Origin of the sequence: Pseudoduganella albidiflava (assembly GCF_004322755.1) — a bacterium.
GTDB lineage: Bacteria > Pseudomonadota > Gammaproteobacteria > Burkholderiales > Burkholderiaceae_D > Rugamonas > Rugamonas albidiflava.
This window is the reverse complement of sequence record NZ_CP036401.1, coordinates 7160431-7183647: the sequence shown is the minus strand read 5'-3', so window position 1 is coordinate 7183647 and position 23217 is coordinate 7160431. Positions and strand designations below refer to the sequence as shown.

The following is a 23217-nucleotide window of genomic DNA, read 5'->3' as shown; positions in this document are numbered from 1 at the left end:
CATGGCCGATACCTTGCTGCGAGTATTCGACAGCCTGACCCAGGCGGAAGGGGCACGCGAGGCGCTGATCGCCTCTGGCATCGACGCTTCCGCCATCACCCTCGATTCACGCAACGATGAAGCGGGCCCGGTCGAGGGCAACTTCGCGCTCGACCTGACCGAGAAGCCCACGCCGTCGATGGACAACCCGAACCGCGCCGGGCAGAACTCGGAAATCCGCGCCGCCGTGCAGCGCAGCACCTGCATCCTGCAAGTGGAAGTGGACAACGACCGCGACGGTACCCGCGCCAACAATATCCTCGACCGGTTCGCCGCCGGCGACCAGGCCGAGCGGATGACCAGCCGCCAGGATCCCGCCTGACCCTTTGCGGAACTGGCATTCCATGCAATCATCCGGGCATGGAACGACTCAAGGAAAACGAACTCTCCGCCGCCTCGCACGGCATCCCCCTGTGCCGCAAGGCGTGGACCGCCTACATCGGCTGCCTGCTGGCGGCCGTGGTGATGACGTTCGTGCTGCGCCTGGCCTTCAACCATTCGGAACTGGCGGCCGCCGGCGTGCTGGCCGCCTCCACGCTGCTGATCGGCTACCGCGTGCTGCTGATCCGCAGCGTGCAACTGTATTACGACGACGTGGGCGTGTGGCTCTACTCGGGCGTGCTGCCCTGGCAGCGCGGCGTCCGCGGCATCAAGTGGCGCGACCTGGACCAGGCGACCTACGTGCAGTCGTTCCGCAGCTGGCTGCTGCGCTCCTGGAAGGTCCGCGTGGCGCACCGCTTCACCGATGCCAGCCACATCGTGCTGTCCGACATGGCGCGCGGCCGCGAAGCCGTGGCCATCATCAACGAACGCCACCAGCAGATGCTGCGCAACGACCAGCTGGCGTGAGCCTTTGTACCGTCGTGTAACATGCCGGGTCCAGGCGAGCTGATTAATGATAATCTCGCCCCCTGCACGACCCGGTAAGAGAAAGTTACACGATGATCAAGACAAAACTCGCGCTGGCCGCCATGATGATGGCGCTGGCGTTCGCACCTGTTGAGGCGGCCAAGAAACCGTCGAAGGCCAAGACCAGCAAGACCGTCTCCGCCAAGAAATCCTCGAAGTCCAAGCCGAAGTCCAGGAAAGCGGTCGCCGCCGCCGCTGCCACGGCTGCCACTGCGGCCACCGTAGCGGCGGCGGCTCCGGCGGAAAGCCGCGCCGACCGCACATTCAATTCGCTGTCCGGCCAGTTCCTGACGGCGCTGTGGCGGATGGACCCGGAAACCGCCATCACGGTGGGCAAGTACGATACCGCCGCCACGCTGACGGTGCCCGACCTGGCCACCCGCCAGCTGCAGCTGGCCTTCATCGACGAGTGGCTGGGCCGCTTCGGCAAGCTCGATGCGCGCCAGCTGTCGTCGCGCCAGCGCACCGACCTGGCGCTGCTGGTCAACAAGCTCGCTTCGGACCGCTGGTACCTGACCACGTTCCGCGAGTTCGAGTGGAATCCGGCGCTGTACAACATCGCCGGCCCGATCGACTACATCCTGCATACCGAATACGCGGCGCGGGCGCAGCGCCTGCGCACGCTGCTGCGGCGCATCGCCAACGTGCCGGCGTATTACGAAGCGGCACGCAACAACATCACCAATCCCACGCGCGAGCACACCCAGCTGGCGATCGCGCAGGCGCCGGGCGTGATCGCGCTGCTCGAAGAGCTGGACAAGGAGGCGCAGTCTTCCTCGCTGGCCGCCAACGAGAAAGGCCTGTTCGCGCAGCGCATCGCCGCGGCGAAGACCGCCGTGGAAGCCTATGCCGCCTGGCTGGGCGAGCAGGACAAGCTGCTGGCCGTGCAGGGCGCCCGTTCGTTCCGTATCGGCCGCGAGCTGTATGAACAGAAGTTCGCGTTCGACATCCAATCGGCCAGCACCGGCGAGCAGACCTACCGCAAGGCACTGGTGGCACGCGACGAGCTGCTGGCGAACATGGACCGCATCAGCGACGAGCTGTGGCCGAAGTACCTGGCCGACGTGCGGAAACCGGCCGACCGCTATGCCAAGATCGGCATGATGATCGACAAGCTATCCGCCAACCACGTGGCGCCCGAGCGCTTCGTCGAGGAGATCAAGGCGCAGATCCCGAAGCTGGAAGAATGGGTGACGAAGAACGACCTGTTGACGCTGGATCCGGACAAGCCGCTGGTCGTGCGTGAAACGCCCGCTTACCAGCGCGGCGTGGCCGGCGCCAGCATCGAGGCGCCAGGCCCCTATCGCCCGCAGGACCGCACCTACTACAACGTGACGCCGCTGACGGGGGCCACGCCGGAACAGGCCGAAAGCAGCCTGCGCGAATACAACCACTGGATTCTGCAGATCCTGAACATGCACGAGGCGATCCCCGGCCATTATGCGCAGCTGGTGTACGCCAACAAGTCGCCGTCGCTGGTGAAGTCGATCTTCGGCAACGGCGCGATGGTCGAGGGCTGGGCCGTGTTCAGCGAGCGGATGATGCTGGAATCGGGCTACGACAATTCGCCCGAGATGTGGCTGATGTATTCGAAATGGAACCTGCGCAGCGTGACCAACACGATCCTCGACTACAGCGTGCACGTGCTGGACATGCCGCGCGACCAGGCACTCGACCTGCTGACCCGCCAGGCATTCCAGACGCAGCAGGAAGCCGCCGAGAAATGGCGCCGCGTCACGCTGACCTCCGTCCAGCTGACGTCCTACTTCAGCGGCTACAGCGAAATCATGGAATTGCGCGAACAGCGCCGCGCCGCACTGGGCGGCAAGTTCACCCAGAAGGCCTTCAACGAGGAATTCCTCGGCTACGGCAGCGCGCCGGTGAAGGTGATCCGCGAACTGATGCAATAAAACAGTCGCAGGAAAAATGGGGGACGTCCATTTTTCAGAAGTGTTGCTTCAAGATGGGCGGCCCGGCAGCCCTATTTTTTGAGCAAAAAAAAGGAGCCTGGGGCTCCTTTTTTGTTGCTGGCCAGTGCTTACAGCTGCAGCGCGGACAGCTTCGTGATGCCTTGCTGGATGTTGTTGCGCACGGCGCCTTCCGTGGCCAGGCGCAAGCGGACGACGCCCGCGAAGGCATCGCTGGCGGTAGCGGTGTGCTCCGACTTGATCGACTCCTGCCAGACTTTCTCGCCGGTGCTGGTGCGCGTCAGCGTCCAGCCCATCTCCACGCCAACCGTGAACGAGAAACCGAACGACGGCTGCGACAGGTTGAAGATGGTGACCGTCAGCGTGTAGTCGCCGTTCTTGCCTTCGACAACGCGCGAGAACGTCCTGGACTGCGTGATCGCATCGGCCACGGCCTTCTGCAGTTCGGCATCGGCCACTTGCGATTTGCCAGCGGCGGAAGTTTCCGAACCGCCGGAAGTCGTCACGGCCACCGTTTGCGGGTGGTGTTTCGCCACTTGCAGCGACACCGGCACCAGGGCGTCATGCACGACGGGGGAGGCGCAGCCGCCCAGGGTCAGCAAGCTGGCCACGACGAAGGACGCCGACAGGAAGGAACGGCAGGAAAATGGCAGGAAACTCATTGGTATTTCTTTCTGAAGAATTATTTTTTCGGGGCTTTGAAGATGTTGTCCAGGACTTCGTCGACCATTTCCGGCGGCGACTTGCGGGTCAGGGACGTGTGCAGGGAGTTACCGGTCGCCATCGGGAACCCGGTCTTCGGATCGCGCACATTGATCGTCAGTTCCAGCAGGTACATCGTGATATCCCACATCCATTTGTCGACATAGGTAAAGGACACGTCGGCCGGATACGGGGTGGCCAGCTCAGGACCGCGGGTGACCGTGTAACCGCGCTTCTCGAGGTTCGCGGCGATCAGGTTGTCGAGGCCGTGGGTATCTTTCGGCTGTTTCACCACATAGGCGGTTTTCACCTGTGTGAGATCGGTTCCGGGAGTCAGGCTGGCGGTCGCGCGGTTGACGGCGCAGCCAGTGGTCAGCGCCATGGCACACAACATGGCAAAAAGGGTAAAGAGACGTTTCATGGAGGGTGAAGTGGTGATTGAAATAATATTTTTTGTTCCTACAGGTAACATTTTACCTTATAAGAACTTCTATATCGTTTCTGGCAACACTATTTTTGCAGAGGCCGGCCCAAAACCGGTGACAGGCTCCGATTAATGAATTGATGCAGTAAACCGCCGCCCCCGCCGCCAGGCGGGATGCACGGTCAAAAAACCAGTGACAGGCTCCAATTATCGGGAAACATTTCCCGAAAAATGGTGCCTGTCACCGTTTTTGGTTGTGGCGCCCGTTTCCCGCTGCTACGGGCGATTCGCGGACAAAAACGGTGACAGGCTCCAATTAATTTGCAACATTTCCTGGAAAATGGTGCCTGTCACCGGTTTTCGAAAAATGGAGCCTGTCACCGGTTTTCAAGCGGGCACAGCGGTAAGAAATGTGCAAGGAGTTGCCATAAGCCATTAAGCAGAAGCGCTTGATGGGCAACAACGGATGAGCGGTTGGCGGGCAGTAGCATGACGTGCTGCCCTCCTCTATCTCCTCCAATCCCTGCTCCAGGAGCTCGCCATGAACGTGAGTAACTCCACCATTTCCCGCGTGATTTCCCCGCTTTGCCTGCTGGGCCTCGCAGCGCTGCTGTCCGCCTGCGCCGGCTCGGTGCCACTACTGGGCGGTGCGCCGACGGCCGCCAGCGGTTCCGCGGCAGGCGCCACCGCTTCCAACGCCAATCCCCAGCTGGAAAAATGCGACCGCGCGCTCGGCACCCTGAGCGTGGTCGAGGACCAGCACGCGCCGTGGTACCTGGCGCTGTCCCGGTACAAGCTGGGGTCGACCGTGCCGGTGCTGCGCAAGCTGATCCAGCAGTCGAACTGCTTCGTGATCGTCGAACGGGGCCTGGCGATGCAGAACCTGATGTTCGAGCGTGACTTGAACGCGAGCGGCGAAATGCGCGGCGGCAGCCAGTTCGGCAAGGGCCAGATGGTGGCGGCCGACTACACCATCAGCCCCACCATCACGTTCAGCCAGAAGGGTACGCAAGGCATGGGCGGCGCGCTGGGCGGGTTCGGCCTGATCGGCAGCGTGGCGGGCCTCGTGGCCGGCGGCTTCAAGGCCAACGAAGCGTCCACCACGCTGCTGATGATCGACAACCGCTCCGGCGTGCAGCTGGCCGCGGCCGAAGGCAGTGCGAAGAACTTCGATTTCAGCCTGTTCGGCGGCGCGTTCGGTGGCGGCGCTCTGGCCGGCGGTGGCGGCTGGTCGAAGACGCCGGAAGGCAAGATCCTGATTGCCGCCTTCATGGATTCATACAACCAGCTGGTGCGGGCAACGCGCGACTACAACGCGCAGGAAGTGGCGGGAGGCCTGGGCACTGGCGGCGCGCTGGCCGTGCAGGGCACCCCGCATGGCGAGGCAACCATTGGGCCAGCCAGGGGAGCAGGCCAGGCGGGGACGGGCAATGGGGGAACGAACAAGTCCGGCAAGAAGAAATAGCGCCAGCAAGAAGGCGCGGAATCGAAAACGGGAGCCAGTGGCTCCCGTTTTCAACATGCTAGCTTTCCGGTTTTTCCGCCGGCGCCTGCGTCATCCTGACGAACATCGGCGAGACCAGCAGCCCCAGTTCGAACAGCATCCACATCGGAATGGCCAGCGCGAACTGGCTGACCACGTCCGGCGGTGTGACGATCGCGGCAATCACGAAGGCGCCCACGATCACGTAGGGGCGCCATTCGCGCAGCTTGGCCAGGGACACGATGCCCATGCGCACCAGGATCACGACGACGATCGGCACTTCGAATGCGGCGCCGAACGCCAGGCACATCGACATCACGAAATCGAGGTAATTCTCGATGTCGGGCGTGACGGCAATGGACGACGGCGCGAACGTGGCGATGAAGTGGAAGACGCGGCCGAACACGAAGAAATAGCAGAAGGCCACGCCGGCGACGAACAGCAGCGACGAGGAAATCACCAGCGGCGCCACCAGCCGCTTTTCATGCGTGTACAGGCCCGGCGCGACGAACGCCCAGGCCTGGTACAGCACCCATGGCAGCGCCAGGATGATGCCGAGCATCAGCGTGACCTTCATCGGCACCAGGAAGGGCGCGGTCACGCCGGTGGCGATGATCTTCGCGCCGGTGGGCAGCGCATCGATCATCGGCTGGGCGAGGAAATCGTACAGCACGGTGGGGCCCGGCCAGGCCATCAGCACGGCCGTGACGATCAGGACGCCGATGGACGCCTTCAGGAGCCGGTCGCGCAGTTCTACCAGGTGGCTGATGAAGGTTTCTTCGGCCGGTTGTTCAGTGCTCATCAGTAAAAGGATGCGGGAGGTTTGCCGCTGCGCGGACGGAAGCGCGCCACGCGGGCGGCGCCGGACACCACGTGCATGCGGCCGCCGTTGCGCTGCTTGTACCACAGCGGCACGGCCGAGGTGCGGACCAGCCGCTTGCGGCGGAATTCCTTGGCCTTGCGCGACTGGTCTTCGGTGGAGGCCGAATGGAACCCGGGCTCCGGGCTGGCGTAGGTGTCAGAGCTGTCTTCGATCTTGAAGACATCCTCCACTTCAGCCATGTTTTTCTGGATCGAATTCTCGACGTCGGCCTTGATGCTGTCGGCCTGCTCCTGCACGTTCTTTTGCAGGTTGCGCAGCTCTTCCAGCTCGATTTCGCGGCTGACCTCGCTCTTGACATCGTGAAGGTAGCGCTGGGCGCGGCCGTACAGCGTGCCCGCCATCCGCGCCACCTTCGGCAATTTTTCGGGACCGATGACGATCAGCGCCACGACGCCGATGATGGCCAGCTTGGAAAGACCGAGATCGATCATGTATCAGCGTGCATTCAGTGCTTGTTCTTTTCCTTGGCGTCGACCTCGATCGTGCCCTTGTCGGTCACGTGCGCGGGTGGCGGCGCCGGCTGGTCGGCCGCTTCCTTCTCGTCGGTCTTCACGCCATCCTTGAAACCCTTGACGGCCTTGCCCAGGTCCGAGCCGATATTGCCCAGTTTTTTGGTGCCGAAAACCAGCATGACGACGACCAGGACGATCACCCAATGCCAGATGCTCATGGAACCCATACTATTCTCCTTGCAGGGCGGAAACGCCCAAATTCGGTAAGAACGAACAGTTTACACGACTCTTACTCTGTCATGTTCCTGTCACGATAACAGCCGGAAATAACTCTTCCGCTTGCTGGGAAATGCGCCGGCCCGGGGTCAGTGCATGCCGCGCCATGGCCGCGGGCCGCCATAGATATGCATGTGCAGGTGGTAGATCACCTGGCCGCCATCCGGGCCGCTGTTGACCAGTGTCTTGTAGCCGCGCGTGGGGCTGCCATCGTTGCCATACACCACGGAAACACCGTGCTCCTCGGCCAGCTTCGGGGCCAGCGCCAGCATCTTGCCCAGCAGGAGCGTGTCTTCCGGCTGCGCCTCGGTCAGCGTGGCGATGTGTTTTTTCGGGATCACCAGCAGGTGCACCGGCGCGGCCGGGTTGATGTCCTTGAAGGCCAGCAGCTCGTCGTCTTCGTAGACGACGCTTGCCGGAACTTGTTTGGCGGCGATCTTGCAGAACAGGCAGTTATCCACGTGGGTATCCTTGAATTCGGGCGACATTCATTCGGGCGAAAATAATTCGGGCGAAAATAATCCGGGCGACATTGCTTCGGGCGAAATTAATCCGGGCGCGCGGCTTTTTCGGCAATGCCGGAGACGCCTTCGCGGCGCGCCAGTTCATCGAGCACCTGCTGCGGCGACAGGTCGAACTGCGCCAGCAGCACCAGCGAATGGAACCACAGATCGGCCACTTCGTACAGCACCTTGGCGCCATCGCCCGATACGCGGGCATCCTTGGCGGCCATCACGGTCTCGGTGGCTTCCTCGCCGATCTTCTTCAGGATCGCGTCGTCGCCTTTCGAGAACAGCTTGGCGACGTACGACGTGGCGGGATCGGCGCCCTTGCGCGATTCGATCGTGGCGGCCACGCGGTCCAGGATCGTGCCGGAAGCCTGGTTCATGTCGGTGCTCATTTCTTCTTGTCCGTATAAATGGTTTCCGGATCCTTCAGCACCGGTTCCACGCTGTTCCAGTCGCCATCCTTGGCATCGCCGTCGAACTGCTGGAAGAAGCACGAATGGCGCCCCGTGTGGCAAGCGATGCCGCCGGCCTGCTCCACCTTCAGCAGTACCACGTCCTCGTCGCAGTCGAGGCGGATGTCGAGCACCTTCTGCACATGGCCCGATTCCTCGCCCTTGTGCCACAGCTTCTTGCGGGAGCGGCTCCAGTACACCGCTTCGCGCAGTTCGACCGTCTTGTACAGCGCGTCGCGGTTCATCCAGGCGAACATCAGCACGTCGTTGCTGCCGTGCTCCTGCACGATCACGGGCACCAGGCCATGTTCGTCCCAATGCACGCGGTTCAGCCATTTTGCCTTGGCTACGCTAGGCGTCGTCGTCGGAATACTCATTGTGCTCTCTCAGGCCTCGCGCACCGGGATGCCCTGCTGCGCCATGAAACGCTTGGCTTCCTGCACGGTGTGCTGGCCATAGTGGAAAATGCTGGCGGCCAGTACCGCGTCGGCATGGCCTTTCGTCACGCCATCGGCCAGGTCTTGCAACCCGCCCACGCCGCCCGAGGCGATCACGGGAATGCCCACGGCATCGGACACGGCGCGCGTCAGCGCCAGGTCGAAGCCGCTCTTGGTGCCGTCGCGGTCCATGCTGGTCAGCAGCAGTTCGCCGGCGCCCAGCGATGCCATTTTCTGCGCCCACTCGACAGCATCCAGCCCGGTGGCGTTGCGGCCGCCGTGCGTAAACACTTCCCATTTGCCCGGCGCCACCTGCTTGGCATCGATCGCCACCACGATGCACTGCGAACCGTGCTTCTGCGACGCGTCGAACACCAGCTGGGGATTGCTGACGGCCGAGGTATTCAGGCTGATCTTGTCGGCGCCCGCGTTCAGCAGGCGCTGCACGTCTTCCACCTTGCGCACGCCGCCGCCGACCGTCAGCGGAATGAAGACCTGCGCGGCGACCCGCTCGATGATGTCGAGGATCAGGCCGCGGTTGTCGGACGACGCGGTGATGTCGAGGAACGTCAGCTCGTCGGCACCCTGCTCGTCGTAGCGGCGCGCGATCTCGACGGGGTCGCCGGCGTCGCGCAGCTCGGTGAAATTGACGCCCTTGACGACGCGGCCATCGGTCACGTCCAGGCAAGGGATGATGCGTTTGGCCAGCATATTATTGTTCGCCCGTGGTTTCGTCCGTGGCTTCGCCGACGAATTCGCCGCTCAGTTCATCGGCGCGCAGCTGCGCCTCGTTCAGGTTGATGGTGCCTTCGTAGATCGAGCGGCCGCAGATCACGCCTTCGATGCCTTCGTCCTGCACCGCGCACAGCGCTTCCACGTCGGCCAGGTTGTGCAGGCCGCCGGAGGCGATGATCGGGATGCGCACCGCCTGCGCCAGGCGCACGGTGGCTTCGATGTTCACGCCACCCATCATGCCGTCGCGGCCGATGTCGGTGTAGACGATCGATTCCACGCCGTACTGCTCGAACTTCTGCGCCAGGTCGATCACCTCGTGGCCGGACATCTTGCTCCAGCCATCGGTCGCCACCTTGCCGTCCTTGGCATCCAGGCCCACGATGATGTGGCCGGGGAAGGCGCCGCACGCGTCGTGCAGGAAGCCGGGGCTCTTCACGGCGGCGGTGCCGATGATGATGTAGCTGATGCCGTCATCGAGGTAGCGCTCGATCGTGTCCAGGTCGCGGATGCCGCCGCCCAGTTGCACGGGAATCTCGTCGAGATCGTTCTCCAGCGCAAATTCCTGCACCGTTTTCAGGATCGCCTTCACGGCACCTTCGTTCTTCGGCTTGCCGGCGAACGCACCGTTCAGGTCGACCAGGTGCAGGCGACGCGCGCCCTGCTCCAGCCAGTGGCGGGCCATCGCGGCGGGGTCGTCGGAAAACACGGTGGACTGTTCCATGTCGCCTTGTTTCAGGCGAACGCAGTGACCGTCCTTGAGGTCGATGGCGGGGATGAGCAGCATGGTTGTTTAAAGGTCGAGTAAGTGGATGAATGGAACTGTCGGAGTGCTCAGGGATTCCAGTGGACGAAATTCTTGTACAGCCGCAGGCCGGTGGCCGCGCTCTTCTCCGGGTGGAACTGGGTGGCGAAGATGTTGTCGCGTGCGATCACGCAGCAGAACGGCGTGCCATACACGGTTTCCCCCACGCTGTGCGCCGGGTTCTCCGGCCGCGCGTAATAACTGTGGACGAAATAGAAATACGCATCGTCGGGAATGCCGGCCCACATCGCATGGGGCGCGGTCTGCTTCACCTTGTTCCAGCCGATCTGCGGCACCTTGAAGCGCGAGCCGTCTTCCTGCAACTGCCCGTCGAGCTGGAAGCGCACCACTTCGCCCGGGAACAGGCCCAGGCCTTCGGCATTGCGTTCCTCGCTGCGCTCGAGCAGCATCTGCTCGCCCACGCACACGCCCATCAGCGGCTTGCTGGCGGCGGCGCGCATCAGCGCATCGTGCACGCCCGATTCGCGCAGGTGGGTCATACAGTCGAGCATGGAGCCCTGGCCGGGCAGCACGATGCGCTCGGCCGCGTCGATATCGGCGGGCACGCCGGAAATGGACACGTCCGCTTCCGGCGCGACGGCACGCAGGGCCTGCGCCACGGAGCGCACGTTACCCATGCCGTAGTCAACTACAACGATTTTTTTCATGATGTGAAAGCCGCGTGTCAGGTAACAGCGGGTTTACAGGCTTCCTTTGGTGGAGGGAATCGTACCGGCGGCACGCTCGTCGAATTCGGCAGCCATGCGCAGCGCGCGGCCGAACGCCTTGAAGACGGTCTCGCACTGGTGGTGGGCGTTGGTGCCGCGCAGGTTATCGATGTGCAGCGTGATGCCGGCGTGGTTGACGAAGCCGCGGAAGAATTCCAGCGTCAGGTCGACGTCGAACGTGCCGATCATCGCGCGGGTAAACGGAATGTGGTACTCGATGCCCGGGCGCCCGGAAAAGTCGATGACCACGCGCGACAGCGCTTCGTCCAGCGGCACGTAGGCGTGGCCGTAGCGGCGGATGCCCTTGCGATCGCCGATGGCCTTGGCCACCGCCATGCCCAGCGTGATGCCGACATCCTCGACGGTGTGGTGGTTGTCGATGTGCGTGTCGCCGGTCGCCTTGACGTCCAGGTCGATCAGGCCGTGGCGCGCGATCTGGTCCAGCATGTGGTCCAGGAAGGGCACGCCGGTATCGAGCTTCTGCACGCCGGTGCCGTCCAGGTTCAGGGCGACGCGGATCTGCGTCTCGTTGGTGTTGCGGATGACTTCTGCAATGCGCGAGGCTGGTGAATTCATGGGAAGCTCTGGGGTATTAGGATCGGTCCGCCAACGATGCGCGCAGCGCATCGAGGAAAGCGGCGTTCTCGTCCGGCGTGCTGACGGTGACGCGAAGGCAGTTCGTCAGCACACTGTGCATTTTACTCAAATTTTTAATCAGGATTTTACGACTTACCAGTTTGGCATGGATGCTGTCGGCATCCGGCACCCGGATCGTGATGAAATTGGCCGCCGACGGGAACACCTGCACGGCCGGGATCGCGGCCAGCGCCGCCGCCAGCGCCGTCCGCTGTTCGCGCAGCAGGCGGGCCTGCTCGTTCAGCACCTCGACATGGTCGAGCGCGAATTCGGCCGCCGCCTGCGTCATCACGTTGATGTTGTAGGGCGGCCGCACCTTCTCGAACTGCTCCAGCAGCGCCGGCGCCGCGGACATGTAGCCGAGGCGGATGCCGGCCAGGCCCAGCTTGGACAGGGTGCGCATCACGATCAGGTTGGCGAACTCCGGCAGGCGCCCCATGAAGCTCTGCTGTGCGAACGGCTCGTAGGCTTCGTCGACCACCACCAGCCCGTGCTCGCCCTGCGCGCGCAGGATCGCTTCGATATCGGCCGTGTCGAACAGGTTGCCGGTCGGGTTGTTCGGGTAGGCCAGGAAGATCAGGGCCGGCCGGTGCTGTTCGATGGCCGCCAGCATGGCCGGCAGGTCGAGCGTCAGGTCCGCCTTCAGGGCGACGCCGACGAAGTCCATGCCGGCCACCTGGGCCGAGCGCTGGAACATCACGAACGCCGGTACCGGCGCCAGCATCACGGCACGGCGGTCCTGCCACGCGCAGGTGGCGGCCATGATGGCGATCAGCTCGTCGGAACCGTTGCCCAGCAGGACATCGTAGCCGGCCGGGACCCCGAGCTTCGCGCGGATGCGCTCCTTCAGCGGGCCATAGGCGGCGGCCGGGTAGCGGTTCAGCGCCACCTCGGCGAGCCGGTTGCCCAGTTCGCGGCGCAGCGCTTCCGGCAGCTGGTAGGGATTTTCCATCGCATCGAGCTTCACGAAGCCGCTCGCATCCGGTACGTGGTAGCTCTTGTCGCTGCGCACGTCGGGGCGGATGGTATTGGCGATCAGGCTGTCGAGGGACATGCCGCTGTTACTCAAGATTCTTGCTCCAGTTGGTTATTCGGGGCTGTCGCCGGGGGCGACGGCCCTGCTTGCGGTCTTGCCGGTCCTGGGCTTTTTCGCCGAAGCCTTGGGCTGCGTTGCCGGGAAACCGGGGTCGGACCCCGGATCGGCGCTGCGGACCCGGCTCCTGGCACGAGCCCTGGGGTCAGGCCCCGGCGGCTCCACGGCCGGCGGTGCCAGGCGCCTGGCGCGGGTCTTGGGTTCAAGCGCCGGTGGCGCCACGGGCGCCGGTTCCGCCAGGCGCGCGGCCAGGATCCTGCAATAGTCGGGATTCAGTTCAAAGCCGGTGAAGTGGCGGCCCGTGTTGCGCGCCGCGACGGCCGTGGTGCCGCTGCCCATGAACAGGTCGAGCACCACGCCGCCGGGCGGACACGATGCCTTCACCATCCGTTCGATGATCTCGAGCGGCTTTTGCGTGGGGTGATCGACCCGCTCCGCATGCTGCCTGTGCAAGCGCGATACGCTCCAGAGGTCTTTCGGGTTGTAGCCCTGTTCTAGCCATTTCGCGCCGATGAAGATCGAGCGCGAGCGGGCCTTCTTGGTTTCGGCGTCGTACGGGATGCGCACGGCGTCGAGGTCGAAATAATAATCCTTGCGGCGCACGAAAAAGCCGATCGTGTCGTGCACCGACGAAAAACTGCGCACGGTGCCGCCCATCGACGGCACCCGGCGGTCCCAGATGATCTCGTTGATCATCGTCATCCGCCGTTTCAGCATCACGAAGATCTCCGGCGCCGAGCGCCACGTCGTGAATACATACAGGCTGCCGTTTTCCTTCAGCTTCGGCAGTGCCGCGTCGACCCAACGCTCGGTCCACGCCAGGAAATCGTCCACCGGTTGCTGGTCGGAGGCATTGCCGTAATCCTTGCCCAGGTTGTACGGCGGGTCCGTCAGGATCAGGTCGATCGAGCCATCCGGGATGCGCTGCAAGCCTTGCAGCGCATCCTCGCAGAACACCTGATCGAGCCAGGTGCTCATGACTTCAGCCGCAGCTCCGCGCTGCGCGCGTGCGCCTGCAGGCCTTCGCCGTACGCCAGCTCGGCGGCGACCTTGCCCAGCGTCTGGGCGCCGGCTTCGCTGACCTGGATCACCGACGAACGCTTCTGGAAGTCGTATACGCCCAGCGGCGACGAGAAGCGCGCCGTGCGCGACGTGGGCAGCACGTGGTTCGGGCCGCAGCAATAGTCGCCCAGCGATTCGGACGAGAAGCGGCCCAGGAACATCGCGCCGGCATGGCGGATCTTGTCGGCCCACTGTTGCGGCTCCTCGGCGGAAATCTCCAGGTGCTCGGCGGCGATGGCGTTGGCGATCTCACATGCCTCGTCCATGTCACGCACCTTCACCAGCGCGCCGCGGTCGGTCAGCGAGGTGCGGATGGTGTCCTGGCGCGGCATGGTCGGCAGCAGTTTTTGAATCGAAGCCTCGACTTGCGCGATGTAGTCCGCGTCCGGGCACAGCAGGATCGCCTGCGCCAGTTCGTCGTGCTCGGCCTGCGAGAACAGGTCCATGGCCACCCAGTCCGGGTCCGTGGTGCCGTCGCACACGACGAGGATTTCGGAAGGACCGGCAATCATGTCGATGCCCACGGCGCCGAACACGCGGCGCTTTGCGGCGGCCACGTAGGCATTGCCGGGGCCGACGATCTTGTCCACCGGCTGGATCGATTCGGTACCGTAGGCCAGCGCGGCCACGGCCTGCGCGCCGCCGATGCCGATCACGCGGTCGACACCGGCGATCGCGGCGGCGGCCAGCACCATCTGGTTCTTCACGCCATCCGGCGTGGGCACCACCATCACGATTTCACCGACGCCGGCCACCTTGGCGGGAATCGCGTTCATCAGCACCGACGAGGGATAGGCCGCTTTGCCGCCGGGCACGTAGATGCCCACGCGGTCCAGCGCGGTGATGCGCTGGCCCAGGATCGTGCCATCCGCTTCGGTGTACGTGAAGCCTTGCAGCTCCTGCTTCTGGCGCTCGTGGAACACGCGGATACGCTCGGCCGCGGTCTGCAATGCGGCGCGCTGCGCGTCCGGCAACGCCGCCAGCGCGGCATCGAGTTCGGCCTGGCCGATCTCGAACGCCTTCAGGTCGGCCGCGCCGCCGTTCGGGATGCGGTCGAACTTGTTGGTGTACTCGACCACCGCCTCGTCGCCGCGCGCACGCACCTGCGCGATGATCCCGGTGACGGCCTGTTCGATGGCGAAGTCGGTTTCCGCTTCGAACGCGAGCAGCGCGTCGAGCGTTTCCTGGAAATCGATGGCGGTGGAGTCGAGCTTGCGGATCTGGATCATGGTGGCTGGCTTCAGGGGTTTTACTGGTTTTTACTTGGCTTGCGAGGCTTTTTCAAAGGCTTCGAGGATCGGCTGCAGGCGCGCGCGCTTCAGTTTCAGCGCGGCCTGGTTGACCACCAGGCGGGACGAGATATCGCAGATCTCTTCCACTTCCACCAGGTTGTTGGCGCGCAGCGTGCTGCCGGTGCTGACCAGGTCGACGATCGCGTCGGACAGGCCGACCAGCGGCGCCAGCTCCATCGAGCCGTACAGCTTGATCAGGTCCACGTGCACGCCCTTCTTGGCGAAGTGCTGGCGCGCCATCTCGGTGAACTTGGTGGCCACGCGCAGCCGCGCGCCCTGGCGCACCGCGGTTTCGTAATCGAAGCCCGCCTTCACCGCCACCGACATGCGGCAGCGTGCGATGTTCAGGTCGATCGGCTGGTACAGGCCTTCGCCGCCATGCTCGAACAGCACGTCCTTGCCGGCCACGCCGAAATCGGCGGCGCCATGCTGCACGTAGGTCGGCACGTCGGTGGCGCGCACGATCAGCACGCGCACGTGCGGGTCGTTGGTCGGCAGGATCAGCTTGCGCGAGGTTTCCGGGTTTTCCGTGACGGTGATGCCGGCCGCCGCCAGCAGCGGCAGCGTGTCCTCGAAGATGCGGCCCTTCGACAGGGCGAGGATCAGTTGCGAGCGGTCGGTGGCCTGGGCAGGAAGTGTGCTCATGGTGATTGACGATTACTTGATGCGGGTGATGTTGGCGCCGACGGCGGAAAGCTTCACTTCCATGCGGTCGTAGCCGCGATCCAGGTGATAGATGCGGTCGACCAGCGTTTCGCCCTTGGCCGACAGGCCGGCGATCACCAGCGATGCCGAAGCGCGCAGGTCGGTGGCCATCACGGGCGCGCCGATCAGCTGCTGGGTGCCGTCGATGAAGGCGGTGTTGCCGTCGATGCGGATGCGCGCGCCCAGGCGGTTCATTTCCTGTACGTGCATGAAGCGGTTTTCAAAGATCGTCTCGGTCACGGTGCTCTGGCCGGCGGCGATCGTGTTGACGGCCATGAACTGCGCCTGCATGTCGGTCGGGAAGCCCGGGTATTCGGTGGTGCGGAACGATACCGGCGTGGGCCGCGCATCCATCTGCGCGCGGATCCACGTATCGCCCACGGTCAGGCGCACGCCCATCTCGCGCAGCTTTTCCAGTGCTGCATCGAGGATGTCGGTGCGGGTGTTGCGGATCGTGATGTCGCCGCCGGCGGCCGCCACGGCGCACAGGAAGGTGGCTGCTTCGATGCGGTCGGAGATCACCGCGTGCGCCGCGCCGTTCAGCGCCGGCACGCCCTGGATCACCAGGCGGTCGGTGCCGATGCCGTCGATCTTCGCGCCCATGGCCACCAGCAGGTTGGCCAGGTCCGTCACTTCCGGCTCGCGCGCGGCGTTTTCCAGCACCGTCTCGCCTTCGGCCAGCGTGGCGGCCATCAGCAGGTTTTCCGTGCCGGTCACCGTGATCATGTCGGTGACGACGCGGGTGCCCTGCAGTTTTTTCGCCTTGGCGTAGATGTATCCCGCGTCGATCGAGATCTCCGCGCCCAGTGCCTGCAAGCCCTTGATGTGCTGGTCGACGGGGCGCGAACCGATCGCGCAGCCGCCCGGCAGCGATACCTTGGCTTCGCCGAAGCGCGCCAGCAGGGGGCCCAGTACCAGGATCGATGCACGCATCGTCTTCACCAGCTCGTACGGCGCTTCCAGCTTGTCGATCTTCGCGCCGTTCAGCGTGACCTTGTCGCCGTCCTGCGCGACCGTCAGGCCGGTCTGGCGCAGCAGCCTGAGCATCGTCGACACGTCGTGCAGGTTGGGCACGTTCGACAGTTGCAGGTCGCCGGACGTCAGCAGGCCCGCGCACAGGATAGGCAGCGCCGCGTTCTTGGCGCCGGAGATCTGGATGTCCCCGACCAGGCGCTTGCCGCCGGTGATGAGCAGTTTGTCCATCGATTTTTTCCTTGGTTGTCTCGTTATGCCTTGGCCGCGAATTCTTCCGGGGTCAGCGTCTTCATCGACAGCGCGTGGATTTCCTCGCGCATGCGGTCGCCCAGCGCCGCGTAGACGATCTGGTGGCGCTGGATGGGGCGCTTGCCGGCGAAGGCGGGCGAGACGATGACGGCGGTGAAGTGCTGGCCGTCGCCCTCCACTTCCAGGTGGGTGCAGTCGAGGCCGGCGGCGATGTAGCCGTGGATTGCTTCAGGGGTGGTGGTCATGTTCGGTACCTCTTCAATATTTCTTCAACGTCTGGTTTTTTAATGGCTGCTCAGTGGCTGCTCGGTGGCTGCTCGGTGCCTGCTCAGTGCCTGCTCAGTGTCTCAGCCGGTAGCCGCTCTTCAGCAGCCGGATGGCCAGCAGCGCGAGCACCACCAGGAAGGCGGACACGATGGCCAGGCTGGTCCAGGGATTGATGTCGGACTGGCCGAAGAAGCCGTAGCGGAAGCCGTCGATCATGTAGAAGAACGGGTTCAGGTGCGACACGGTCAGCCAGAACGGCGGCAGCGAATGGATCGAATAGAACACGCCGGACAGGAACGTCAGCGGCATGATCAGGAAGTTCTGGAATGCCGCCAGCTGGTCGAATTTCTCGGCCCAGATGCCGGCGATCAGGCCCATCGTGCCGAGGATGGCGGCGCCCAGCAGCGCGAACGCGACGATCCACAGCGGCCAGGCGAACGACATGTGGGCGAACCACGCGGTGGCGATGAACACGCCCAGGCCGACGACGAGGCCGCGTACCATCGCGGCGATCGTGTAGGCCGAGAAGATTTCCCAGTGAGACAGGGGCGTCAGCAGCACGAACACCAGGTTGCCGGTGATCTTCGACTGGATCAGCGACGACGAGGAATTGGCGAACGAGTTCTGCAGCACGCTCATCATCACCAGGCCGGGGATCAGGAACGACGTGTACGACACGCCCTCGTAGACCTGCACGCGCCCTTCCAGCACGTGGCCGAAGATCAGCAGGTACAGCATGGCGGTAAGGATCGGCGCGGCGATGGTCTGCGTGGCCACCTTGTAGAAGCGCAGGGTTTCCTTGTACACCAGGGTGCGAAAGCCGGTCGACATCATTGCGCGGCCCCTCCGCCGGTGATTTCCAGGAAAATGTCTTCCAGGTCGGCCTGCTGCAGCTGCATCTCGTCGATCACGGCGCCGCTCTCGCGCAGGCGCGCCAGGATGGTTTCCACTTCCATGTATTCGTTGACCTTCAGGCTGTACTGGCGGCCCGAGGCGGACAGTTGCGAACCGGTCTCGGCGTGCAGTACCAGGTGCTGCAGGTCCGGCGGCAGGTCGCCCTGCTTCAGGTGCACGATCAGCTGCGAGCCGGAGATGCGGCGGATCAGCGAGGACATGGTGTCCAGCGCCACCACCTTGCCCAGCTTCATCATCGCCACGCGCTTGCACATCGCCTGCGCTTCTTCCAGGTAGTGGGTGGTCAGCACGATGGTATGGCCTTCGCGGTTCAGGCGCGAAATGAACTTCCACAGCGTCTGGCGCAGTTCGACGTCGACACCGGCGGTCGGCTCGTCGAGCACGATGACGGGCGGCTTGTGCACCAGCGCCTGCGCCACCAGCACGCGGCGCTTCATGCCGCCGGACAGCGCGCGCATATTGGTGTCGGCCTTGTTGGTCAGGTCGAGGTTTTCCATCACCTCGTCGATCCACTTGTCGTTGTTCGGCAGGCCGAAGTAGCCGGACTGCAGGCGCAGCGTCTCGCGCACGGTAAAGAACGGGTCGAACACCAGTTCCTGCGGCACCACGCCAAGCTTCCTGCGGGCGGCACGGAAATCGGTCACCACGTCGTGGCCATGGATCGACACGGAACCGCCGTCGGCGCGGATCAGGCCCGCGATGATCGAGATCAGCGTGGTCTTGCCGGCGCCGTTCGGCCCGAGCAGCCCGAAGAATTCGCCTTCCTCGATCGAGAGCGACACGCCGCCCAGCGCCTGCAGCGATTGATAGCGCTTCTGGACATTGCTGATTTGGATTGCTGTCATGCCTGGCTTGTTTGTGTTCTTTGCAACGCTGACCGTTGCGCTGGCGGCCGGCCCCGGACCGGTTCCGGGCCGTTGCCGTTCATGCGGGAGCTCGCGCCAATCTGGCAAGAGCAACGGTCAATTATATTGGAATTTCGACCCGATCACGCCCGGGCCGGCGGAAATACAGCGGAGAGGGGGGAAGGCGGGGGTCAATGGTGATGCAGTTCGGCGGTCTCGCAGGCTTGCGGCGATACCAGCGAACAGACGCCATACAGCTTGGTCAGGCTTTGCAGCATCGGCGGCAGGTTCACGAGGCGCAGCGTGATGCCGGCCGCGTGGGCGGCGCGTTGCCACGCCAGCATGACTGAGACGGCGGCCGAATCGACGGCCACCACGTTGCGCATGTCGAATTCGCTCTGGCCGGCCTGCAGCGCGGCCAGGCCGTGTTCCAGCGCCGCCGTGGCGTTATCGACGGTCAGCGCGGTCAGGGACAGCATGTTGTTCGAGCTGTCGTTCATGGGATTTTCGCCGTCTTTCATCTCGAAACGGGTTTCAGATACTGATTCAGACACTGAAGGGCCGGCACAAGGCCGGCCCGGGGATGGTTCCTGCTGCCGATTACTTCTTGGCGGTTGCCAGCGGCTTGTTTGCCAGCTGCTTGTTCTTCGCGGCCAGCGTCTTGATCAGGCCATCGATGCCGCCCTTGCTGATCTCGGTGTTGAAGGTGCCCTTGTAGGTTTCCACCAGCCAGGCGCCCAGCACGTTGATGTCGTAGATCTTCCAGCCTTCCGGCGTCTTCGCGACGCGGTAGTTCAGCAGCACCGGTTCGCCGCGGGTCATGTTGACCTGCGAACGCACTTCCACTTCGGTGTCGGCCGCATCGGCGCGCAGCGGCTTGAATTCGATCGTCTCGTTGCGCACCTGCGACAGGGCGCCGGAATACGTGTAGATCAGCAGCGTGCGGAATTCGGTGGACAGCGCGCGCTTCTGTTCCGGCGTGGCTTCACGCCAGTAGCGGCCGGCAGCCAGCGCGGTCATGCGCTCGAAATCCACGTACGGCAGGATCTTGGTTTCCACCAGGTCCATCACCTTGCGGGTGTTGCCAGCCTGGATTTCCTTGTCGTTCTTGGCGGTGTTCAGTACTTCCGAGCTGATGCGCTTGACCAGTTGGTCGGGCGCTTCGTTCGCGCCTTGTGCCGCGGCGAAGCCGGTGGTGGCAAACGCGATCGTGGCGACGGCGAGCAGTTGCTTGATCAGTTTCATGTGGTTTTACCTGGGTTGGTTGTACCGATATTTACTTGTACCGATATTGGTTACACGACAATGGTGGGCCGGTCCATGCCGGCCGCTGCGCCATTATAGCGGGGGTGGCGGAGCCGGCGCTCCGCCGTTACTGTCCCTTACTGTCGCTTACTGTCCGTTACGTGGCCGGCTGCGCTGCGCCTTCGCCGGTCGGCTTCACGGCCGGCTGTTCCGGCACGTTTTCTTCCGCCTTGGTCTCCGGCACGTCGCCGTCATATACCTGGCTCTGGCGGCGCTGCAGGAAACCGTCGCGCACGAACTCGTAGCGGTCGAGCGCCGCATCTTCCAGCAGTGACGACGCGTCGAGCAGCGAAGCACGCTGGTCGACCACGCGCACCACGCTGCCGATGGTACGGACATTGGTGGGATCCTTGTGCGACCACGGATCGGCCGCGAAGTCCAGTGGCAGGCCGGCGGTATCGCGCACCGTGGACGGGCCCAGCAGCGGCAGCATCATGTACGGGCCGGGTCGCACGCCCCAGCGGCCGAGCGTCTGGCCGAAGTCTTCCTTGTGCTTTTGCAGCCCGGCTTCGCTGGCGATGTCGATCAGGCCCAGCAAGCCGAACGTGGAATTGAGGGCGAAACGGCCAAAGTCGGAGACGGCGTCGCCACCCTTGCCTTGCAGCAGATTATTGCCACCGGTCCAGAGATCCTGGAGGTTGCCGAAGAAATTGTTCACGCCGGTCTGCACGAACGACGGCGTGACGTTCTTGTAGCCGGTCGCCACTGGTTTCAGCGCATAGGTATCGACCTTGTCGTTGAAATTGAAGACGGCGCGGTTCCAGTTTTCCATCGGATCGCGCTTGTCCGGGCCAACGGCGCACCCACTCAGGGTGACTGCCGCGGCCGCGGCGAGCAGCATCGGCAAAACGGAGGTTTGACGGCGCATCGGTTTCAGTCCTTTCCTTCAGCGGCTTTGCTGTAGATGAATTGGTTGATCAGGTCTTCCAGCACCGCGGCGGACTGCGTACGGGCGATCCGGTCGCCTTGGGCCAGGTTGTTTTCGTCACCCCCGGCCTCGATACCGACATATTGCTCGCCCAGCAGGCCAGCCGTGAGGATCTTGGCGGAGCTGTCCTTCGGGAACTTGTACGTCGAGTCCATCTCCAGCGTCACGGCCGCCTTGTACGATTTGTCGTCGAACGCGATCCGCGCCACGCGACCGACCACCACGCCCGACGCCTTCACGGCCGCCTGCGGACGCAGGCTGCCGATGTTGTCGAACTTGGCGGTGATTTCATACGTCTTCGCGAGCGAGAAGGTGCCGCTGTTGCCCGCCTTCAGGGCCAGGAACATCAGCGCGGCCACGCCGATCACGACGAACAGGCCGACCCACACATCCAGAGATTTGCGTTGCATTTTTACTTATCCTATCTGTTTTTCTGTAACCGCGCCGGGCATTCCCACGATGCAATTATTTGCTGACTGATTTGCTGCTGTGGCTGGCTTATTTGCTGAACATCAGCGCCGTCAGCATGAAGTCCAGCCACCAGATCATCAGCGACGACACGACCACCGTGCGGGTTGTGGCACCGGCCACGTCTTCCGGCGTCGGCCGCGTCTCGTAGCCCTGGTACAGGGCAATGAAGGTGATCGCGATACCGAACACCACGCTCTTGACGAAACCGTTGCCGACGTCCTTCCACAGGTCGATGCCGGCCTCCATCTGGGACCAGAATGCGCCGGCATCGACGCCGATCAGCCCGACCCCGACCAGGTAACCGCCCAGGATACCGACCGCGGAGAAAATCGACGCGAGCAGCGGCACGGCGATCACGCCGGCCCAGAAGCGCGGTGCCAGCACGCGCTGGATCGGGTTCACGGCCATCATTTCCATGGCGGACAATTGCTCGCCGGCCTTCATCAGGCCGATCTCGGCCGTCAGCGACGTGCCGGCCCGGCCGGCGAACAGCAGGCCCGTGATGACCGGCCCCAGTTCGCGGGTCAGCCCCAGCGCCACCAGCAAGCCCAGCGATTCGGAAGCGCCGTACTTGTTCAGCGTGTAGTAACCCTGCAAGCCCAGCACCATGCCGACGAACAGGCCGGACAGCGTAATGATCAACATCGAATAATTGCCGATGAAGTGCAGCTGCTCGATGACGAGGTGGGGCCGGCGCATCATGCCCGGCGACAGGCCCAGCATGGTGAAGAAGGTGCGCGCGGCGTAGCCGACGCTTTCCACGTAATCGCGCACGGTATTGCCGACGCCGGCAAGAACGCGGCGGCCGATCATTTGCGCACTCCCAGGCCCAGGTCGTCGGCCAGCGACTTGCCCGGATAATGGAACGGCACCGGGCCATCCGCCTCGGCATGCACGAATTGTTTGACGTATGGGTCGGTCGATACCATCATTTCAGCCGGCGTGCCGTGGGCCACGATCTTGCCCTGCGACAGGAAATACACGTAATCCGCGATGGTGAACGATTCCTTGACGTCGTGCGACACCAGGATGCTGGTGGAACCGAGCGCATCGTTCAGGTTGCGGATCAGGTTCGCCGTCACGCCCATCGAAATCGGGTCGAGGCCGGCGAAGGGCTCGTCATACATGATCAGTTGCGGATCCAGCGCGATCGAGCGGGCCAGCGCCACCCGGCGCGCCATGCCGCCGGAAATCTCGCCCGGCTTCAGCGGCGCCGCGTTGCGCAGGCCGACTGCGTTCAGCTTCATCAGCACGAGATCGCGGATCAGCTCTTCCGGCAAGTCCGTGTGCTCGCGCAGCGGGAACGCCACGTTTTCAAATACGGTGAGGTCGGTGAACAGCGCGCCGTGCTGGAACAGCATGCCCATCTTGCGGCGCAACAAATACAATTCCTTGGTTTTCAGCGTGTGGACGACCTGGCCATCCACGCTGACCTGGCCCTTGCTGGGCCGGATCTGCCCGCCGATCAGGCGCAATACCGTCGTCTTGCCACTGCCCGAGCCGCCCATGACCGCCACGACCTTCCCTTTCTGGAAGTCCATGTGAAGCCCCGCCAGGATGGGGCGCTTCCCATACGAGAAGTGCAGATCGCGGATTTCAACGAGGTTTGCCACGGCAGACAGTCTTTATTTTTAATGCCATATTGTAATGCAGAAAGCCCATACTCTGCTGCGCAAGCCCCAGGAATGGCTTATATGACAACGATTAAGTATTCG

General features: G+C 63.7%; 30 protein-coding genes. 4 read left to right on the top strand and 26 right to left on the bottom strand.

What is annotated here, in order from left to right; translation table 11 throughout:
• Window position 1 precedes the first annotated feature (1 nt).
• The 3 genes from EYF70_RS29950 (at window position 2) to EYF70_RS29940 (ending at window position 2858) form a co-directional block, all read left to right on the top strand.
• Window positions 2-361 (top strand): hypothetical protein, encoded by a 360-nt coding sequence (locus tag EYF70_RS29950; RefSeq protein ID WP_131148637.1) that lies wholly within the window; start codon window positions 2-4, stop codon window positions 359-361.
• Between the two features lie 38 nt (window positions 362-399).
• Window positions 400-888: a hypothetical protein gene (locus EYF70_RS29945; RefSeq protein WP_131148636.1), complete on the top strand. Its 489-nt coding sequence runs from the start codon at window positions 400-402 to the stop codon at window positions 886-888.
• Between the two features lie 92 nt (window positions 889-980).
• Window positions 981-2858, top strand: a complete 1878-nt coding sequence (locus EYF70_RS29940) for a DUF885 domain-containing protein (RefSeq protein ID WP_131148635.1) — start codon at window positions 981-983, stop codon at window positions 2856-2858.
• Window positions 2859-2986: 128 nt separating this feature from the next.
• Here EYF70_RS29940 and EYF70_RS29935 read toward each other — a convergent pair whose 3' ends face one another.
• Together EYF70_RS29935 and EYF70_RS29930 are read right to left on the bottom strand one after the other, a co-directional pair.
• Window positions 2987-3538, bottom strand: a complete 552-nt coding sequence (locus tag EYF70_RS29935; protein ID WP_131148634.1) for a hypothetical protein — start codon at window positions 3536-3538, stop codon at window positions 2987-2989.
• Between the two features lie 20 nt (window positions 3539-3558).
• Window positions 3559-3999, bottom strand: coding sequence for a hypothetical protein (locus tag EYF70_RS29930; RefSeq protein ID WP_131148633.1), 441 nt, complete (start codon window positions 3997-3999; stop codon window positions 3559-3561).
• A 544-nt stretch (window positions 4000-4543) separates the two neighbouring features.
• Between EYF70_RS29930 and EYF70_RS29925 the strand changes: the two genes are divergently transcribed.
• Window positions 4544-5467, top strand: coding sequence for a CsgG/HfaB family protein (locus EYF70_RS29925; protein ID WP_131148632.1), 924 nt, complete (start codon window positions 4544-4546; stop codon window positions 5465-5467).
• Between the two features lie 58 nt (window positions 5468-5525).
• On the opposite strand, the gene tatC is transcribed toward EYF70_RS29925, so the two are convergent.
• The 24 genes from tatC to EYF70_RS29805 all read right to left on the bottom strand — a co-directional run bounded on the left by tatC (window position 5526) and on the right by EYF70_RS29805 (window position 23115).
• Window positions 5526-6287, bottom strand: a complete 762-nt coding sequence (gene tatC, locus EYF70_RS29920; protein WP_131148631.1) for a twin-arginine translocase subunit TatC — start codon at window positions 6285-6287, stop codon at window positions 5526-5528.
• Window positions 6287-6799, bottom strand: coding sequence for a Sec-independent protein translocase protein TatB (tatB, locus tag EYF70_RS29915; RefSeq protein ID WP_131148630.1), 513 nt, complete (start codon window positions 6797-6799; stop codon window positions 6287-6289). Before tatB ends, tatC begins: the two co-directional genes overlap by 1 nt.
• Window positions 6800-6813: 14 nt before the next feature.
• Entirely contained in the window at window positions 6814-7047 is a 234-nt protein-coding gene (tatA, locus tag EYF70_RS29910) for a Sec-independent protein translocase subunit TatA (protein ID WP_131148629.1), read from the bottom strand.
• A gap of 138 nt (window positions 7048-7185) precedes the next feature.
• Complete coding sequence (locus EYF70_RS29905; RefSeq protein ID WP_131149429.1) at window positions 7186-7557, bottom strand: histidine triad nucleotide-binding protein; 372 nt, start codon at window positions 7555-7557, stop codon at window positions 7186-7188.
• Between the two features lie 86 nt (window positions 7558-7643).
• On the bottom strand, window positions 7644-7997 hold the full coding sequence (locus tag EYF70_RS29900) for a phosphoribosyl-ATP diphosphatase (protein ID WP_229420622.1): 354 nt from the start codon (window positions 7995-7997) through the stop codon (window positions 7644-7646).
• Window positions 7994-8434: a phosphoribosyl-AMP cyclohydrolase gene (gene hisI / locus EYF70_RS29895; RefSeq protein ID WP_131148628.1), complete on the bottom strand. Its 441-nt coding sequence runs from the start codon at window positions 8432-8434 to the stop codon at window positions 7994-7996. Before hisI ends, EYF70_RS29900 begins: the two co-directional genes overlap by 4 nt.
• Before the next feature lie 9 nt (window positions 8435-8443).
• On the bottom strand, window positions 8444-9205 hold the full coding sequence (hisF, locus tag EYF70_RS29890; RefSeq protein WP_131148627.1) for an imidazole glycerol phosphate synthase subunit HisF: 762 nt from the start codon (window positions 9203-9205) through the stop codon (window positions 8444-8446).
• A gap of 1 nt (window position 9206) precedes the next feature.
• Window positions 9207-10013: a 1-(5-phosphoribosyl)-5-[(5-phosphoribosylamino)methylideneamino]imidazole-4-carboxamide isomerase gene (gene hisA / locus EYF70_RS29885; RefSeq protein ID WP_131148626.1), complete on the bottom strand. Its 807-nt coding sequence runs from the start codon at window positions 10011-10013 to the stop codon at window positions 9207-9209.
• Between the two features lie 47 nt (window positions 10014-10060).
• Window positions 10061-10699 (bottom strand): imidazole glycerol phosphate synthase subunit HisH, encoded by a 639-nt coding sequence (gene hisH, locus EYF70_RS29880; RefSeq protein WP_131148625.1) that lies wholly within the window; start codon window positions 10697-10699, stop codon window positions 10061-10063.
• Window positions 10700-10732: 33 nt separating this feature from the next.
• Window positions 10733-11335 carry an imidazoleglycerol-phosphate dehydratase HisB gene (hisB, locus tag EYF70_RS29875; protein WP_131148624.1) on the bottom strand — a complete coding sequence of 201 codons (603 nt, stop codon included), beginning with the start codon at window positions 11333-11335 and terminating at the stop codon, window positions 10733-10735.
• 16 nt (window positions 11336-11351) lie between these two features.
• Complete coding sequence (gene hisC, locus EYF70_RS29870; RefSeq protein ID WP_131148623.1) at window positions 11352-12449, bottom strand: histidinol-phosphate transaminase; 1098 nt, start codon at window positions 12447-12449, stop codon at window positions 11352-11354.
• Window positions 12450-12482: 33 nt separating this feature from the next.
• Window positions 12483-13466 carry a DNA-methyltransferase gene (locus EYF70_RS29865; RefSeq protein ID WP_229420621.1) on the bottom strand — a complete coding sequence of 328 codons (984 nt, stop codon included), beginning with the start codon at window positions 13464-13466 and terminating at the stop codon, window positions 12483-12485.
• Window positions 13463-14779, bottom strand: a complete 1317-nt coding sequence (hisD, locus tag EYF70_RS29860) for a histidinol dehydrogenase (RefSeq protein WP_131148622.1) — start codon at window positions 14777-14779, stop codon at window positions 13463-13465. Before hisD ends, EYF70_RS29865 begins: the two co-directional genes overlap by 4 nt.
• A 30-nt stretch (window positions 14780-14809) precedes the next feature.
• On the bottom strand, window positions 14810-15487 hold the full coding sequence (hisG, locus tag EYF70_RS29855; protein ID WP_131148621.1) for an ATP phosphoribosyltransferase: 678 nt from the start codon (window positions 15485-15487) through the stop codon (window positions 14810-14812).
• A gap of 12 nt (window positions 15488-15499) precedes the next feature.
• Window positions 15500-16750, bottom strand: coding sequence for a UDP-N-acetylglucosamine 1-carboxyvinyltransferase (gene murA, locus EYF70_RS29850; protein ID WP_131148620.1), 1251 nt, complete (start codon window positions 16748-16750; stop codon window positions 15500-15502).
• Between the two features lie 23 nt (window positions 16751-16773).
• Entirely contained in the window at window positions 16774-17016 is a 243-nt protein-coding gene (locus EYF70_RS29845; protein WP_131148619.1) for a BolA family protein, read from the bottom strand.
• A gap of 94 nt (window positions 17017-17110) precedes the next feature.
• Complete coding sequence (locus tag EYF70_RS29840; RefSeq protein WP_131148618.1) at window positions 17111-17872, bottom strand: ABC transporter permease; 762 nt, start codon at window positions 17870-17872, stop codon at window positions 17111-17113.
• Window positions 17869-18798, bottom strand: coding sequence for an ABC transporter ATP-binding protein (locus tag EYF70_RS29835; RefSeq protein WP_131148617.1), 930 nt, complete (start codon window positions 18796-18798; stop codon window positions 17869-17871). The genes EYF70_RS29840 and EYF70_RS29835 overlap by 4 nt, the downstream gene beginning before the upstream one ends.
• A 191-nt stretch (window positions 18799-18989) precedes the next feature.
• The gene (locus tag EYF70_RS29830) at window positions 18990-19298 is read right to left on the bottom strand and encodes an STAS domain-containing protein (RefSeq protein ID WP_131148616.1); all 309 of its coding nucleotides are present in this window, start codon (window positions 19296-19298) and stop codon (window positions 18990-18992) included.
• A 100-nt stretch (window positions 19299-19398) separates the two neighbouring features.
• Window positions 19399-20043: an MlaC/ttg2D family ABC transporter substrate-binding protein gene (locus EYF70_RS29825; protein ID WP_131148615.1), complete on the bottom strand. Its 645-nt coding sequence runs from the start codon at window positions 20041-20043 to the stop codon at window positions 19399-19401.
• A gap of 157 nt (window positions 20044-20200) precedes the next feature.
• A complete protein-coding gene (locus EYF70_RS29820; protein WP_131148614.1) occupies window positions 20201-20971 on the bottom strand; it encodes an MlaA family lipoprotein in 771 nt (256 codons plus the stop codon).
• Between the two features lie 5 nt (window positions 20972-20976).
• Entirely contained in the window at window positions 20977-21441 is a 465-nt protein-coding gene (gene mlaD, locus EYF70_RS29815) for an outer membrane lipid asymmetry maintenance protein MlaD (RefSeq protein WP_131148613.1), read from the bottom strand.
• An 88-nt stretch (window positions 21442-21529) separates the two neighbouring features.
• Complete coding sequence (mlaE, locus tag EYF70_RS29810) at window positions 21530-22315, bottom strand: lipid asymmetry maintenance ABC transporter permease subunit MlaE (RefSeq protein ID WP_131148612.1); 786 nt, start codon at window positions 22313-22315, stop codon at window positions 21530-21532.
• A complete protein-coding gene (locus tag EYF70_RS29805; RefSeq protein ID WP_131148611.1) occupies window positions 22312-23115 on the bottom strand; it encodes an ABC transporter ATP-binding protein in 804 nt (267 codons plus the stop codon). The genes mlaE and EYF70_RS29805 overlap by 4 nt, the downstream gene beginning before the upstream one ends.
• Window positions 23116-23217 lie beyond the last annotated feature (102 nt).

Excerpts from the sequence above, each read along its gene's own strand:
- EYF70_RS29950 (WP_131148637.1), top strand. The coding sequence starts at position 2 with ATGGCCGATACCTTGCTGCGAGTATTCGACAGCCTGACCCAGGCGGAA.
- EYF70_RS29945 (WP_131148636.1), top strand. The coding sequence starts at position 400 with ATGGAACGACTCAAGGAAAACGAACTCTCCGCCGCCTCGCACGGCATC.
- EYF70_RS29940 (WP_131148635.1), top strand. The coding sequence starts at position 981 with ATGATCAAGACAAAACTCGCGCTGGCCGCCATGATGATGGCGCTGGCG.
- EYF70_RS29935 (WP_131148634.1), bottom strand. The coding sequence starts at position 3,538 with ATGAGTTTCCTGCCATTTTCCTGCCGTTCCTTCCTGTCGGCGTCCTTC.
- EYF70_RS29930 (WP_131148633.1), bottom strand. The coding sequence starts at position 3,999 with ATGAAACGTCTCTTTACCCTTTTTGCCATGTTGTGTGCCATGGCGCTG.
- EYF70_RS29925 (WP_131148632.1), top strand. The coding sequence starts at position 4,544 with ATGAACGTGAGTAACTCCACCATTTCCCGCGTGATTTCCCCGCTTTGC.
- tatC (WP_131148631.1), bottom strand. The coding sequence starts at position 6,287 with ATGAGCACTGAACAACCGGCCGAAGAAACCTTCATCAGCCACCTGGTA.
- tatB (WP_131148630.1), bottom strand. The coding sequence starts at position 6,799 with ATGATCGATCTCGGTCTTTCCAAGCTGGCCATCATCGGCGTCGTGGCG.
- tatA (WP_131148629.1), bottom strand. The coding sequence starts at position 7,047 with ATGGGTTCCATGAGCATCTGGCATTGGGTGATCGTCCTGGTCGTCGTC.
- EYF70_RS29900 (WP_229420622.1), bottom strand. The coding sequence starts at position 7,997 with ATGAGCACCGACATGAACCAGGCTTCCGGCACGATCCTGGACCGCGTG.
- hisI (WP_131148628.1), bottom strand. The coding sequence starts at position 8,434 with ATGAGTATTCCGACGACGACGCCTAGCGTAGCCAAGGCAAAATGGCTG.
- hisF (WP_131148627.1), bottom strand. The coding sequence starts at position 9,205 with ATGCTGGCCAAACGCATCATCCCTTGCCTGGACGTGACCGATGGCCGC.
- hisA (WP_131148626.1), bottom strand. The coding sequence starts at position 10,013 with ATGCTGCTCATCCCCGCCATCGACCTCAAGGACGGTCACTGCGTTCGC.
- hisH (WP_131148625.1), bottom strand. The coding sequence starts at position 10,699 with ATGAAAAAAATCGTTGTAGTTGACTACGGCATGGGTAACGTGCGCTCC.
- hisB (WP_131148624.1), bottom strand. The coding sequence starts at position 11,335 with ATGAATTCACCAGCCTCGCGCATTGCAGAAGTCATCCGCAACACCAAC.
- hisC (WP_131148623.1), bottom strand. The coding sequence starts at position 12,449 with ATGTCCCTCGACAGCCTGATCGCCAATACCATCCGCCCCGACGTGCGC.
- EYF70_RS29865 (WP_229420621.1), bottom strand. The coding sequence starts at position 13,466 with ATGAGCACCTGGCTCGATCAGGTGTTCTGCGAGGATGCGCTGCAAGGC.
- hisD (WP_131148622.1), bottom strand. The coding sequence starts at position 14,779 with ATGATCCAGATCCGCAAGCTCGACTCCACCGCCATCGATTTCCAGGAA.
- hisG (WP_131148621.1), bottom strand. The coding sequence starts at position 15,487 with ATGAGCACACTTCCTGCCCAGGCCACCGACCGCTCGCAACTGATCCTC.
- murA (WP_131148620.1), bottom strand. The coding sequence starts at position 16,750 with ATGGACAAACTGCTCATCACCGGCGGCAAGCGCCTGGTCGGGGACATC.
- EYF70_RS29845 (WP_131148619.1), bottom strand. The coding sequence starts at position 17,016 with ATGACCACCACCCCTGAAGCAATCCACGGCTACATCGCCGCCGGCCTC.
- EYF70_RS29840 (WP_131148618.1), bottom strand. The coding sequence starts at position 17,872 with ATGATGTCGACCGGCTTTCGCACCCTGGTGTACAAGGAAACCCTGCGC.
- EYF70_RS29835 (WP_131148617.1), bottom strand. The coding sequence starts at position 18,798 with ATGACAGCAATCCAAATCAGCAATGTCCAGAAGCGCTATCAATCGCTG.
- EYF70_RS29830 (WP_131148616.1), bottom strand. The coding sequence starts at position 19,298 with ATGAACGACAGCTCGAACAACATGCTGTCCCTGACCGCGCTGACCGTC.
- EYF70_RS29825 (WP_131148615.1), bottom strand. The coding sequence starts at position 20,043 with ATGAAACTGATCAAGCAACTGCTCGCCGTCGCCACGATCGCGTTTGCC.
- EYF70_RS29820 (WP_131148614.1), bottom strand. The coding sequence starts at position 20,971 with ATGCGCCGTCAAACCTCCGTTTTGCCGATGCTGCTCGCCGCGGCCGCG.
- mlaD (WP_131148613.1), bottom strand. The coding sequence starts at position 21,441 with ATGCAACGCAAATCTCTGGATGTGTGGGTCGGCCTGTTCGTCGTGATC.
- mlaE (WP_131148612.1), bottom strand. The coding sequence starts at position 22,315 with ATGATCGGCCGCCGCGTTCTTGCCGGCGTCGGCAATACCGTGCGCGAT.